Here is a 13,145-nt window from a genome sequence, read left to right as displayed (position 1 = left end):
CGAGGATTGCTCACGGCCAGCCGCAAGCCTTCAGGAAGCGTTTTACCGTCTTTTCCATGCCGAACTCCAGCGCATCCGCCGTCAGCCCGTGGCCAATGGACACCTCTGCGAGGCCGGGGATACGCTTCACCAGAGCCGGCAGGTTTGCAACCACCAGATCGTGGCCGGCATTGACCTCCAGCCCCATCTCCAGCGCCACATCCGCCGCCTGCCCCAGCTTGTCCAGTTCGCGCGCCATCGCAGCCTCGTTGGAGTGGTGGCTCGCATAGGGGCCGGTATAGAACTCGACGCGATCGGCACCGGTATCGCGCGCCGCCGACAAGCCCTCCGTTTCGGCATTTGCGAACAGGGATACCCTTGCCCCCCCTTTTTTCAGTCGCCTGACGACAGGAGTGAGGAACGCAGACTGCTCGCCGAAGTTCCAGCCATGGTCGGAGGTCGCCTGCGCCGGATCGTCTGGCACAAGCGTCACCTGTTCGGGCTGGTTCTGCTCCACCAATGCCAGGAATTCCTCGGTCGGATAGCCCTCGATGTTGAACTCCGCCTGGGGGAACTCGTCGTCGATCAGCGCGCGCAACGCGGGAAGGTCGGAGTAGCGCGTGTGCCGCTGGTCGGGCCGCGGATGCACGGTCAGCCCGTGCGCGCCGGCCGCCAGCGCGACGCGCCCCAGCCCTGTCACGCTCGGCCACGGCAGGTCGCGCCTGTTGCGCAGCATGGCCACCGCGTTGAGATTGACCGACAGTTTGACCGGCATATCCGTACCTCCCGAAGCGTGTGCGACGGCATCTATAACCGCTTTGCGGGGAACAGACAGAGGTTTTGTGTGTTCCAGTATGGAGGCGTTTCGCGAAGGAGGCTGAATGAGCTATCTCGAAGCAGTGCCGGCTATCCGCCGCATCGATACGGACAGAGGCGATCTGTTCGCCGTCGACATCGTGGGAAAGGTGAACCCGGCCGATGCCGAAAACCTGTTCGGCCTGCTGGAGGCCGCCTATGCGCTGCATCCGCAGATCGATGTTCTGGTGCGGCTGACCGACTTCGAGGATACGCAATGGGCGGAAATTTCACCCGGCACCTTCGAACAGGGCCGCGACGCGGCACTGCGCCATGTCAGGCGATGCGCGAGTGTCGGCGGTCCGGACTGGAGCGGATATCTGCGTGGCGAACTTCCGGAAGCGACAGAGTTGCGGCATTTTCCGGCAGATCGTGAAGCGGAAGCGTGGGAATGGCTGGGTGCCAGTCCGCGCGCCACAACGTGAACCCGTCTCCAAAGCACGTCGCGATCTTTCAGATCCGCTCCTTGCGCTTCGGGTTCCTGTTTTTACGCATGTCGTTGTCCCGAAACCGGTTCCCATTTTCGGGCTACATGCTTTAGCCTATCTGACGACGGTCAGTTTTTCCGCCGCGCGCGTGATCGCCGTATAGAGCCAGCGCTCGCGCGTGTCCTTGAAAGCCCAGCTCTCGTCGAACAGCACCACATCGTTCCACTGCGAGCCCTGCGCCTTGTGGACTGTCAGCGCATAGCCGTAGTCGAAATCGTCGAAGCGCCGCTTCTGCTGCCAGGGAATCTCTGCCTCGGCGTCCTCGAACGCAGCCTTGAGCAGCTTGATCTTCGCCACCCCGCGATCGGGATCGTCCTCCTCGGGTGACACCAGCAGGTTTATGCCCGGCTTCACCGTCTCGCGCGAAGCGGTCATCACCTTCCATAGCGAACCGTTGAGCAGGCCCTTGGCCGGATCGTTGCGCAGGCACACCAGCTTGTCGCCGGCTTGCGGGTAGTCGGCGGTAAAACCTTTCAGCTCGCGCAGCCGGCGGTTGTAGCGCCGGCGCGTGCGGTTGGTGCCGACCAGCACCTGATCGGCGTCGAGCACCAGATCCTGCGTCACCTCGTCCTTGCCGATCACCCGCGCGGCGCCGTAGTCGCCATAGGCGAGTTCCCGGCCCTCCCGCACATCCAGCGCCATGCGGATGATGGGATTGTCGCGCGCCTGCCGGTGGATTTCGGTCAGCAGGAAATCCGGCTCCTGCTCGGTGAAGAAGCCGCCGCCGGAAATTGGCGGCAACTGCCCCGGATCGCCCAGCACGAGGATCGGCGTGCCGAAGCTCATCAGGTCGCGGCCGAGTTGCTCGTCCACCATCGAGCATTCGTCGATCACCACAAGCGCCGCCCTGGCGATGGGGCTCTGGCGGTTGAGGGAGAAGGTCGGAGACATGGAGGTCTTGCCGGTCGTCTCGTCCTCGACCGCCTCCTCGCCGCGCGGGCGGTAGATCAGCGAATGGATCGTCCTGGCATTGGTTGCGCCCTTGGAACGCAGAACCTGTGCGGCCTTGCCGGTGAAGGCGGCGAACTGGACCTGCCCGTCGACGTGCTCGGCGAAATAGCGCGCCAGCGTCGTCTTGCCCGTTCCGGCGTAGCCGAACAGGCGGAACAGTTGCGGCCGGCCGGCCTTCAGCCATTTTGCGACGGCCTGAAGGGCCTCGTCCTGCTGCGGTGAGAATTGCATGAGACGGTCAGACCCGATTCGCCCCCGCCGGGCAAGCTCGATACGCCCGAACTGTCCCGCGCCTACCGAACCATCGGCCACAGCGTAGCTGCGAGGAGCACGCCCATGGCGATGTTGAACCACTTCAGGCGCGCGGGATCGGACAGGAAACCGCGCAGCGCCATGCCGAACCCCGCCCAGCTCGAAACGCATGGCAGGTTGATGATGCCGAACACCGCCGAGATCAGCACGACCGACAGGAACGGGTTTGCAGGGTTGGAGAAAACCGCCATGGCCGTAACGGCCATCACCCACGCCTTGGGGTTGACCCATTGGAAGGCAGCCGCTTGCAGAAATGTCATCGGCTGGGCAGTGCCGTCGCCTCCGCTCTCGACGGAGCGCGACATGGCGATTTTCCATGCGAGATAAAGCAGATAGGCGCCACCGACGATCTTCAGCGCCGTGTGCAGAACCGGAAAGGCTGTCAGCACCGCGCCCAGCCCGAAGCCGACGGCCAACAGCAGCACGACGAAGCCGATGCCGATGCCCAGCATATGGGGGATGCTGCGAACGAACCCGAAATTCACGCCGGACGACAGCAGCATGAAATTGTTCGGGCCGGGCGTGATCGAGGTCACGAACGCATAGGCGGCCAGTGCAAGGAGGACTTCAGAGGTCATGGTCGGTCTGCAATGTCAGCTATGCTGACCTGTATTGAAGGAAACCGGCAGCGGGAACGCGCCAAAACCCGGCGGCACCTTATGCCAGCGCGACGTTTATCGGGGCGGAAGCCGTTCTCCCGAAACGTCGCGAACCCGATATTTCGCGGGACCGAAGTATTTCGCAGTCAGGCGGAATCACCTGACGTCGCACACATGCGGCGAAAACAAGCAGATGGAGCGGCAGCCCGGACCTGTCCGGACGTCTGCCGCGCCATCCCGGAAATGAAGGCTACATGCCCTGATGGCCGCGGTTCATCGCTGCCACGCCGGTGCGGCAGATTTCCACCAGTCCCAGGGGCCGCATGATGGCGATGAACTGGTCGATCTTCGAACTCTTGCCGGTAATCTGGAAGATGAAATGCTCGGTATTCGCATCGACGACATGGGCGCGGAAGGCATCGGCAAGGCGTAGCGCCTCCACCCTGTCGGTGCCGGTGCCGGCGACCTTCACCAGGGCAAGCTCGCGCTCCAGCGGCCGCTCCTGCCCCAGTTCCTGTGCCCGCACCGTCAGGTCCACGACCCGGTGAACCGGCACGATGCGCTCGAGCTGGTGCTTGATCTGCTGGAGCACATGCGGCGTGCCGTGCGTCACGATGGTGATGCGCGACAGGTGCGTTTCGTGCTCCGTCTCCGAGACGGTCAGGCTCTCGATATTGTAGCCACGCCCGGAAAACAGGCCGATGACGCGCGCCAGCACGCCCGGCTCGTTCGCCACCAGCACCGACAGCGTGTGCGTTTCCGGCTTCTCCGTTTCCCTGGCGATGAAATAAGCCGAGCCGGTGGGCTGAAGCTGTGCATTCATGATTGAATCCCGATCTTCAAAATCTGCAACAAATCATTGTTTTCGCGTAGCTTTCACCCGCGCGGAACCGACTTACACCAGCTCCCGGCCCTTGGCGTCGATGGCATTGGCAACCGCCTCATCCGTCGCCTCGTCCGGCAGGAGCATTTCATTATGCGCCTTGCCCGAGGGAATCATCGGGAAGCAGTTGGCCAGATTTGCAACACGACAATCGAAGATCACCGGCTTCCTGACGGTTATCATCTCGCGGATCGCATCATCGAGTTCGTCCGGCTTCTCACAGCGGATGCCATGCGCTCCGTAAGCTTCGGCAAGCTTGACGAAGTCCGGCATCGCCTCGGTATAGGAATGCGACAGGCGGTTGCCGTGCAGGAGCTGCTGCCACTGGCGCACCATGCCCATGTACTGGTTGTTCAGGATGAAGATCTTGATCGGCGCGTCATGCTGGATGGCGGCCGACATTTCCTGAATGCACATCTGGATCGAGGCATCTCCAGCAATGTCGATGACCAGCGCATCCGGATGGGCGATCTGCACGCCGAGCGCCGCCGGCAGACCATATCCCATGGTGCCGAGGCCACCGCTGGTCATCCAGCGGTTGGGCTTGTCGAAATGGAAATGCTGCGCCGCCCACATCTGGTGCTGGCCGACCTCGGTGGTGATGTAGGTGTCGCGGTCCTTCGTCAGCTCATAGAGCCGCGAGATCGCGTATTGCGGCATGATCACGTCCGGATTGGTCTTGAACGCCAGCGAGTCGCGCGCGCGCCACCTGGCGATCTGCTCCCACCATGGGTGCAGTGCCTTCTTGTCGGCCTTCACCGTCGCGCGCCACAGGCGAACCATGTCCTCCAGAACCGTGGCGACATCGCCGAGAATGCCGATGTCGACATGCACGTTCTTGTTGATCGACGACGGATCGACGTCGATGTGAATCTTCTTGGAGTTCGGCGCGAAGGCATCGAGGCGGCCGGTGATGCGGTCGTCGAAACGCGCGCCGATGCACAGCATCACGTCACAATCGTGCATGGCCATGTTGGCTTCGTAGGTGCCGTGCATGCCGAGCATGCCGAGCCAGCTCTTGCCGGAGGCCGGATAGCAGCCCAGCCCCATCAGCGTCGAGGTGATCGGGAAGCCTGTCAGGTCGACCAGCTCGCGCAACAGGTGGCTGGCCTCGGGGCCTGAGTTGACGACGCCGCCGCCCGTATAGAGGATGGGCTTCTTCGCCTTCGCCATCAGTTCGACAGCAGCCTTGATCTGGCCGAGATCGCCCTGCACGCGCGGCTTGTAGCTGGTGCGCGGCGCCGTCTGCGGCGAAACATAGGTGCCCTTTGCGAACTGAACGTCCTTGGGAATGTCGACAACGACCGGACCGGGACGGCCAGTGGTGGCGACATGGAAGGCTTCGTGGATGATGGCGGACAGATCGTTGACGTCCTTCACCAGCCAGTTGTGCTTGGTGCAGGGGCGCGTGATGCCGACGGTGTCGCACTCCTGAAAGGCGTCGGAGCCGATCAGGCTGGTCGGAACCTGCCCGGTGATGCAGACCAGCGGAATGGAATCCATCAGCGCATCCTGCAACGGCGTCACGGCATTGGTGGCGCCGGGGCCGGAAGTGACCAGCATGACGCCCGCCTTGCCGGTGGAGCGGGCATAGCCCTCGGCCGCGTGGCCGGCCCCCTGCTCGTGGCGCACCAGAATGTGCTCGACATCGTCCTGCTGGAAAAGCTCGTCGTAGATCGGAAGGACCGCGCCGCCCGGATAGCCGAAGATGTGCTTGACGCCATTGTCCTTCAGCGCCTGCACCACCATCTCGGCGCCCGTCATTTCGCGCCGCTCGTTCTGTCCGTTGCTCATCGGTATGGTCCCGTCCTGTTTCCGCTTCCGCGAGGCTGTCGTCGTTTAGTGCTGTTTCGGATAATAAAAAAGGCCCCCGAGGGAGCCTGTGTGTTGCGCATGGGGGGATTTCGCCCGGTGGTTACACCACCTTGCCCACGCGCCGTCCTACTACGAGAATGAATGCCTTTTTCATGGTGGGCGACAATAGAAGCGATTTTCGCATCGTGTCAACGCCCAATCTTGCCTGAAAATGCCGTTGCATGGCGCATGCGCGTTAAGATTGCCGCAACCATGCCCCCTCACGCGACCTTAACCGCAGCAGCGTATCGTTCGGCACGATAGAGTACGGGGGTCTCTGAACATGTATGTCGAGCGCGGAAATCCGCCTGGAGAAGCCACGTCGCAGGAACGGCGCGAGGCACAGCAATCCGATCATCGCATTCTGGGGCATGTGGTGCGCTGCGACGGCGCCCGTGCCGTGCTCGCCGCATTCGCCGGCGATGACGGCACGGACGATCCCGCGGAACGCTGGACGGTCGGACGCATGATCTCGATCAATCTTGGAACCAGCCGCACGGTCGGTCTGGTCTACGGTGTCGGCAAGCCGGGTCATGACTGGAAAACCGGCGAACTCAACCCGATCGAGGTCGAGGTCGAGCTGGTTGGCGAGGTGCGGGACGGCGCCCTGCCCTCGGCCCGGCCGGTTTTCGACCGCGGCATCACCCGCTATCCCCATGTCGGCGCTCACGCGCACCGCATCCGCTCGCGCGATCTGGAGGCCGTCTACGATCTTGCCGGGCGGCGCGGCATCGCCATCGGCCATCTCTCGCAGGATGAGGAGATTGCCGCCAATATCGCCATCGAGGACACCCTGTCCCGGCACTTCGCGGTGGTAGGCACCACCGGCGTGGGCAAATCGACTGCCGTCTCGCTGCTGATGCGCAAGGCAATCGCCGCCTGCCCCGACCTGCGCATCCTCATTCTCGATCCACATAACGAGTTCGCAGCGTCGCTGCCCGAGCACAGCGTTCGCATCGACAGCTCGACGCTGGACCTGCCCTTCTGGATGTTCCGGCTGGAAGAGTTCGCCGAGGTTCTGTTTCGCGGACGCGAGACGATCCCCGAGGAAATGGACCTGCTGCGAGACATCATTCCGCTTGCCAAGGCCATCTACCGGAACGGCGGAAGCCATGTCCGGCGCGGGACCGACACGATCACGGCCGATACGCCGGTTCCGTATCGCATTGCCGACCTGCTGAAGCAGATCGACGACCGCATCGGGCTTCTGGAAGGAAAAACGGACCGGCCGGCGCTGAGGTCGCTGCGGGTTCGCATCGAGCAGATCGCAGCAGATCCGCGCTATCGCTTCATGTTCAACTCGCGCCTGATCGAAGATACGATCCACCAGACCATAGGCAACATCTTCCGTGTCCCGCATGGCGGACGCCCTGTGACATGCTTCGAGATGGCGGGGCTTCCGTCCGAAGTGGTCAATGCCGTGTGCTCGGTTCTGGCCCGCCTTGCCTTCGACCTTGCCTTGTTGAGCGAGGGGCGGCTGAAGCTGCTGGTGATGTGCGAGGAGGCGCACCGCTATATGCCTGCCAATTCGCGCCAGGGCTTTGCGCCCACGCGCGAGGCGCTGGCGCGCATCGCCAAGGAGGGCCGCAAATATGGCTGCTTCCTCGGCATCGTCACGCAGCGGCCGGGCGAACTCGACCCGACCATCCTGTCCCAGTGTTCGACGGTCTTCGCCATGCGTCTTGCCAACGAGCAGGACAAGGCGATCATCCGTTCGGCCATTTCGGACTCCTCTGCTTCGAGCCTCTCCTTCCTGTCCTCCATGGGACAGCGCGAGGCAATCGCCTTCGGCGAAGGCGTGGCCACCACGATGCGCCTCAAATTCGAGAAACTGGACAAGCGCCTCCTGCCCGGCCAGCAGCGCAGCAGCGCCGACCCCACCGCCATCGCCCCAGGCCAGGACGTCGATCTGGCAGCGATCGTCAACCGGCTGCGTACGGGTTCAGCCCAGCAGGCAACCGCACCGGAAACCTCGCTCATGTTCGCCGGGTCCGCGGATGCGACAAGCCAGCCGGGCGATCCGGACTATCGCCGGTCGTCCTCCCTGTTGCGCCGTCCGGTCACCGATGAAGCGGAACAACGCTATGGGCTGAAGCCGACGACATTCGGTATGCGGCCACACAACGGCTGAGCTGGCCGCGGATAGCCGCATCAGGCGTCCTTAAGCGTGCCGCCCGAAACCGGTTCCCGCTTCCGGGCGACATGCTTTAGGCACAGACCCTGTTGCGGCCCTGCCGCTTGGCCTCGTAAAGCTGGCGGTCGGCGCGGCGGTAGAACTCCTCCGCCGTTTCCTTGCCGTCCCAGATCGCCAGCCCCACGCTGGTCGTGACCCTCAGCTTGCCGCGCCCGGTGGGAATGACCAGCGAAGCGATGGCATCGCGAATGCGCTCAGCCAGCTTTTCCAGTCCCGGCGCGTTCATGTTCGGCGCCACGATGGCGAATTCCTCGCCGCCGAGACGCGCAACCACGTCGTGATAGCGGGTCATGTCGCGCAGGCAATTGCCCACCGCGCGCAGCACCTTGTCGCCGACATCGTGGCCATGATTGTCGTTCACCTGCTTGAAATGGTCGAGATCGAGGATCATCAGCCCCACCGGCTTGTCGATGCGGCGGAACTCCACGATGTATTCCCGAAGCGCATCGTCGAAATAGCGGCGGTTCTGCGTACCGGTCAGCCCGTCCGTCAGCGCCTCCATCTCCAGCGTCTCGGAACGCGCGCTGAGCGAGGCCGTCATCTGGCGCAGCTTGTTCTCCTCCCGTACCTGCCGGCGGATCAGCGGATAGATGAAGAACATGCCGAAGAACAGAGCTGTCGCCAAGAGGACACTGGTGAAGAAGAGCAGATTTTGCAGCTGCGAAATCTGCGCAACCCGGTCGGGACGCCGCACCTCCTGAACGAGAGATTCCATGACGCCATGCGCGAACAGCATGAGCATCCCGGCGCCCAGGATCACGCAAATGAAAACAAAAAATGCCGATTCCGCTTTATGGAAACGCATTGCCGCCCGCTTGAATCCAGCCCACTGGCTTATCTCACGGCGCAGCTTAACAAAATCTGATTTCAACAACCAGAGCGCGAATTCCGGATGATATCGACCAGAACGATTGCATCCTGCCGGCGAAGCATTTTGCCGTCGGGAGCAATCGCCTGTTGCCGCAAAAATGCGGTGGCGGCACCGGGAGAGCGGCGGACCGGGTTCAGCCGGGCGTTCGATGCCGCGACGCCGCTTAAACGCCGGGACTTTCTCCGAGCGCAAGCCTTTTCCATTCGGGGCCCAGCTGGTTCCGAAACCATGTGGACTGCCGCCTGGCGTATTGCCGCGTCGCGATCTTGGCTCGCTCGATAGCCTCCGGAAAGCTCGTTTCGCCGACCAGGGCAGACTGCAATTCGCGAACGCCGATGGCCTTCATGGCCGGCAGGGACGGGTCGGGATCGAGCCTGAGAAGTTCCCGGACCTCATCGAGCGCGCCACGCTCCAGCATGGCATCGAAACGCATGTCGATACGCGCACCGAGTGCCTCGCGGTCGGGTTCGATGACCATGCATTGCGCGCTTGACCGCTCGACCAGCGGCTGTCCGCGCCTGCCCTGCCATTCGAGGATCGAACGGCCGGATGCTTCAAGAACTTCCAGCGCCCGCACGATGCGCTGGCCGTCGGCAGGCTTGAGGCGAGCGGCGGCACCGGGATCGCGCTCGCCAAGCTGTCTGTGCAGCGCCTCTGCTCCTTCGTCCCGCAAGTTGCCGCGCCAGCGGTCGCGGATTTCGGCCGGAATGTCGGGCATTTCCGACATGCCCCCGGTCAGAGCCCGAAAATAAAGGCCGGTGCCGCCCACGAAGATCGGCCGCAGCTTCCCCAGCCCCCTACCATCGATCAACTGCGTGACATCGCGCAGCCACGCTCCGGTCGAATAGGCACATGTCGGCGGCACATGGCCATAGAGGTGATGTGGGGCGCGCCTGAGATCGTCGGCGCCGGGACGCGCCGTCAGGACATCGAGCACCCCGTAGACCTGCATGGAATCGGTATTGACGATTGAGCCGCCCAGCCTGTCGGCGAGATCGAGCGCCAGCTTCGACTTGCCGCTGGCAGTCGGCCCGGCTATCAGGATGGCGTTTCTGACGCGCCCTTCCCTGCCCTCTTCACCGGAAGCCCCGATGCCGCTCATCGCCACGCTCATTTCCAATCCTTCCGGCCCTGCCTTGACGGCAGACCTGGCAAATAAGGCGTCCACGGCGCTCGGCGCAAGTGGCTTGGACTGGCTGGCCGAAACCATCGCCTGCGATATTGTCATCCCCTCCGGCATGGAAGGCCGGACGGCCGCGGCGCTTCTGCGCGATGCGCTGGCCGCCGCTCCGGTGGATGTCGCGATACAGGACGCCGGCACCCGCCGGAAGAAAATCCTGATCGCCGACATGGATTCCACCATGATCGATCAGGAATGCATCGACGAGCTTGCGGACGAGGTGGGCGTGAAGGCGCACGTCGCCGAAATCACCGCCCGCTCCATGAATGGCGAAATCGCCTTCGAGCCGGCGCTGCGCGAACGCGTCGCCCTGCTGCGCGATCTCGACATCGGCGTGGTCGACCGCATCGTGGAGAACCGGCTCACCCTCGCTTCGGGCGGTCGAACGCTGGTCGCCACCATGCGCGCGAACGGAGCCTGGACAGCGCTCGTATCCGGCGGCTTCGACCTGTTCACCTCGCGCATTGCCGCCATGCTGGGCTTCGACGAGAACCGTGCCAACCGCCTCATCGAGCGCAACGGCCGCCTCACCGGCGAGGTGGCCGAGCCGATCCTCGGCCGCGCCGCCAAGGCCGAGGCGCTGCACGACATTTCCGCCCGCCTGAAGCTCACGCCAGCAGATGCCATCGCGGTGGGGGACGGCGCCAACGATCTCGACATGATCCGCCTTTCCGGCACCGGCGTCGCCCTGCACGCCAAGCCTTCGGTCGCGGCGGAGGCCAAGATCCGCATCGACCATGGCGACCTTACCGCGTTGCTCTACCTGCAAGGCTATCGGCAGGAGCAATTCGTCCCGTGAAGCCCGTCCGCACCGAAAGGCTGATCCTGCGCAACTGGGAGGAGCGCGACCGCGATCTCTTCCATCGCATCAACTCCGACGAGCGGGTGATGGAATTTTTCCCGTTCCGACGCAACCGGGCGATCTCCGACGTCAAGATGGACGAATTCCGCGAAACGATCGCCCGGCAGGGCTTCGGCTGGACGGCTGCGGAAATCGCCGCCACCGGCGCGTGCATAGGTTTCATCGGCCTCAGCCGCACCGACCATATGCCGGGCCTGTTTCCAGCCGGAACCGTCGAGATCGGCTGGCGTCTCGCGCCGGAGTTCTGGGGCAAAGGCTATGTCTCGGAAGCCGCACGCGCCTGGCTCGACTACGGCTTCGAGGTGATGGGCCTCGATGAGATCGTGTCCTTCGCGGTGGCAGCCAACCGGCGCTCGACGGCAGTGATGGAGCGCATCGGCATGGTTGCCGATCCGGCCCGCGACTTCGATCATCCCGGCGTGCCCGACAACCATCCGCACCTGAAGCGTCACAGCTTCTATCGGATCACGCGCGAGGAATGGACAAAGAAAAAGGCGGCCTCCTGACCGCCTTTTCCATTTCTCAATCCATGCGGATCGTCACGAAGCGCAGCTCGCCGCTTTTCGAGGCCAGCATCAGCAGGGCGTTCTTGCGGCCCTGCTCCTTCAGCGCCGCGATGCGGTCCATCACGTCTTTCGGGTTCGCCACGGATTCCTGTGCGATTTCGGTGATGACCTCGCCGGCCTGAACGCCGCGTTCGGCGGCGGCGGAATCGGGCGTGACCTCGGTGATCACCACACCGTTGACGCCCGAATCGATCCCGTACTTCTCGCGCGCGGCATCGTCGAGTTCGCCGATGGTCATGCCGAGAACGGAAGCCGTGGCGACCGCCTCGTCCTTCTGTACGGCTTCGCCATCCTCGCCTTCGGCCATCTTCTCGCCGTCCTCGAGACGGCCGAGCGTAACCTTGACAGTCATCTCGTTGCCCTTGCGGACCACCACCACGTCAACCGCCTTGCCGACCGGGCTTTCGGCGACGATGCGCGACAGGTCGCGCATCTCGTCGATCTCCTTGCCGTCGAATTTCGTGACCACGTCTCCCGGCTGGATCGAGCCGTCGTCCACCGGCCCGCCCTTGATGATGCCGGAAATGAGCGCGCCTTTGGCATCCTTCATGCCGAGGCTTTCGGCGATGTCCTCAGTCACCGGCTGGATGCGCACGCCGAGCCAGCCGCGGCGCGTCTCGCCGAACTCGCGCAACTGGTCGACGACCCCTTTCGCCAGTTGCGTGGGAATGGAGAAGCCGATGCCGATCGAACCGCCGGTCGGCGAGATGATGGCCGTGTTGATGCCGATGACCTCGCCATGCATGTTGAACAGCGGCCCACCCGAATTGCCCCGGTTGATGGCGGCATCGGTCTGGATAAAGTCGTCATAGGGGCCGGCATTGATGTCGCGGTTGCGGGCGGAAATGATGCCGACGGTGACAGTGCCGCCGAGGCCGAACGGGTTGCCGATGGCCATCACCCAGTCGCCGATGCGCATCTTGTCGGAATCGCCGAACTTCACCTCGGTCAGCTTGTGGCCGGCCGGGTCGACCTTCAGAACGGCGATATCGGTCTTGGAATCGGTGCCGACCAGTTCGGCCTTGAGCGTCAGCCCGTCGGAGAAGTTGACCTCGATGTCGTCGGCGTCGGCGATGACGTGATTGTTGGTGACGACGAAGCCTTCCTTCGCGTCGATGACGAAGCCGGAGCCCAGCGACTGCACCTTCTGCGAGCCGCCGCCGCGCTGGCCGCCGCGATCCTTGAAGAATTCGTCGAAGAAATCCTGGAAAGGCGAGCCTTCGGGAAGCTGTGGCATCGGTACCGCGCCGGGACCCTCGGTCCCCTTGACGGTCTGCGAGGTGGAGATGTTGACCACCGCGCCGAGCAACCCTTCGGCGAGGTCCGCCACGGAGGCCGGCCCGGCACCGGGCACGGCAGGAGATGCCGGCGCCTGCGCCATTGCCCGCGGCACCATGGCGCTTGCGGCCACGGCCAGCGCGCTGGCCGCCAGCAATGCGGTCCGCGCAGTACGCAGGAGAATATGGGGTGTCATGGAACGGGCTCCGGGCATCTCGAAGTTGCGTGCGGCCATGATGGCACGAAATACGGCACGTTTGCGACGCAAACTGC

Annotated in this window: 13 protein-coding genes; 5 read left to right on the top strand and 8 right to left on the bottom strand. The window is 63.7% G+C overall.

Annotated elements, in window-relative coordinates; translation table 11 throughout:
* Positions 1-10: 10 nt before the first annotated feature.
* Entirely contained in the window at positions 11-754 is a 744-nt protein-coding gene (locus DES43_RS00395; protein ID WP_035023937.1) for a pyridoxine 5'-phosphate synthase, read from the bottom strand.
* Between the two features lie 106 nt (positions 755-860).
* Between DES43_RS00395 and DES43_RS00390 the strand changes: the two genes are divergently transcribed.
* On the top strand, positions 861-1,259 hold the full coding sequence (locus DES43_RS00390; RefSeq protein ID WP_035023939.1) for a SpoIIAA family protein: 399 nt from the start codon (positions 861-863) through the stop codon (positions 1,257-1,259).
* Between the two features lie 117 nt (positions 1,260-1,376).
* Here the strand turns inward: DES43_RS00390 and DES43_RS00385 are convergent, their stop codons facing one another.
* The 4 genes from DES43_RS00385 to DES43_RS00370 form a co-directional block, all read right to left on the bottom strand.
* On the bottom strand, positions 1,377-2,504 hold the full coding sequence (locus DES43_RS00385) for an ATP-dependent DNA helicase (protein WP_035023940.1): 1,128 nt from the start codon (positions 2,502-2,504) through the stop codon (positions 1,377-1,379).
* A 62-nt stretch (positions 2,505-2,566) separates the two neighbouring features.
* Positions 2,567-3,163 (bottom strand): LysE family translocator, encoded by a 597-nt coding sequence (locus tag DES43_RS00380; RefSeq protein ID WP_035023942.1) that lies wholly within the window; start codon positions 3,161-3,163, stop codon positions 2,567-2,569.
* Between the two features lie 271 nt (positions 3,164-3,434).
* On the bottom strand, positions 3,435-4,007 hold the full coding sequence (ilvN, locus tag DES43_RS00375) for an acetolactate synthase small subunit (RefSeq protein WP_035023944.1): 573 nt from the start codon (positions 4,005-4,007) through the stop codon (positions 3,435-3,437).
* 72 nt (positions 4,008-4,079) lie between these two features.
* On the bottom strand, positions 4,080-5,861 hold the full coding sequence (locus DES43_RS00370; protein ID WP_084496398.1) for an acetolactate synthase 3 large subunit: 1,782 nt from the start codon (positions 5,859-5,861) through the stop codon (positions 4,080-4,082).
* Positions 5,862-6,204: 343 nt separating this feature from the next.
* On the opposite strand from DES43_RS00370, the gene DES43_RS00365 reads away from it, so the two are divergent.
* The gene (locus tag DES43_RS00365; RefSeq protein ID WP_035023946.1) at positions 6,205-8,052 is read left to right on the top strand and encodes an ATP-binding protein; all 1,848 of its coding nucleotides are present in this window, start codon (positions 6,205-6,207) and stop codon (positions 8,050-8,052) included.
* Between the two features lie 76 nt (positions 8,053-8,128).
* On the opposite strand, the gene DES43_RS00360 is transcribed toward DES43_RS00365, so the two are convergent.
* Positions 8,129-8,920 (bottom strand): GGDEF domain-containing protein, encoded by a 792-nt coding sequence (locus tag DES43_RS00360; protein WP_035023948.1) that lies wholly within the window; start codon positions 8,918-8,920, stop codon positions 8,129-8,131.
* On the opposite strand from DES43_RS00360, the gene DES43_RS23135 reads away from it, so the two are divergent.
* Positions 8,880-9,011 (top strand): hypothetical protein, encoded by a 132-nt coding sequence (locus DES43_RS23135; RefSeq protein ID WP_280940153.1) that lies wholly within the window; start codon positions 8,880-8,882, stop codon positions 9,009-9,011. The two genes, DES43_RS00360 and DES43_RS23135, sit on opposite strands and share 41 nt — an antisense overlap.
* Positions 9,012-9,149: 138 nt before the next feature.
* Here DES43_RS23135 and miaA read toward each other — a convergent pair whose 3' ends face one another.
* Positions 9,150-10,088: a tRNA (adenosine(37)-N6)-dimethylallyltransferase MiaA gene (miaA, locus tag DES43_RS00355; RefSeq protein WP_051520402.1), complete on the bottom strand. Its 939-nt coding sequence runs from the start codon at positions 10,086-10,088 to the stop codon at positions 9,150-9,152.
* On the opposite strand from miaA, the gene serB reads away from it, so the two are divergent.
* On the top strand, positions 10,078-10,965 hold the full coding sequence (gene serB / locus DES43_RS00350) for a phosphoserine phosphatase SerB (RefSeq protein WP_084496399.1): 888 nt from the start codon (positions 10,078-10,080) through the stop codon (positions 10,963-10,965). The genes miaA and serB overlap by 11 nt on opposite strands.
* Entirely contained in the window at positions 10,962-11,534 is a 573-nt protein-coding gene (locus DES43_RS00345; RefSeq protein WP_035023950.1) for a GNAT family N-acetyltransferase, read from the top strand. Before serB ends, DES43_RS00345 begins: the two co-directional genes overlap by 4 nt.
* A 16-nt stretch (positions 11,535-11,550) precedes the next feature.
* Here the strand turns inward: DES43_RS00345 and DES43_RS00340 are convergent, their stop codons facing one another.
* Entirely contained in the window at positions 11,551-13,068 is a 1,518-nt protein-coding gene (locus DES43_RS00340) for a DegQ family serine endoprotease (RefSeq protein WP_035024149.1), read from the bottom strand.
* Between the last annotated feature and the right edge of the window lie 77 nt (positions 13,069-13,145).

The sequence above is a fragment of the Aquamicrobium defluvii genome (assembly GCF_004363725.1).
Lineage (GTDB): Bacteria > Pseudomonadota > Alphaproteobacteria > Rhizobiales > Rhizobiaceae > Mesorhizobium > Mesorhizobium defluvii.
This window is presented reverse-complemented; position numbering and strand designations above follow the sequence as displayed.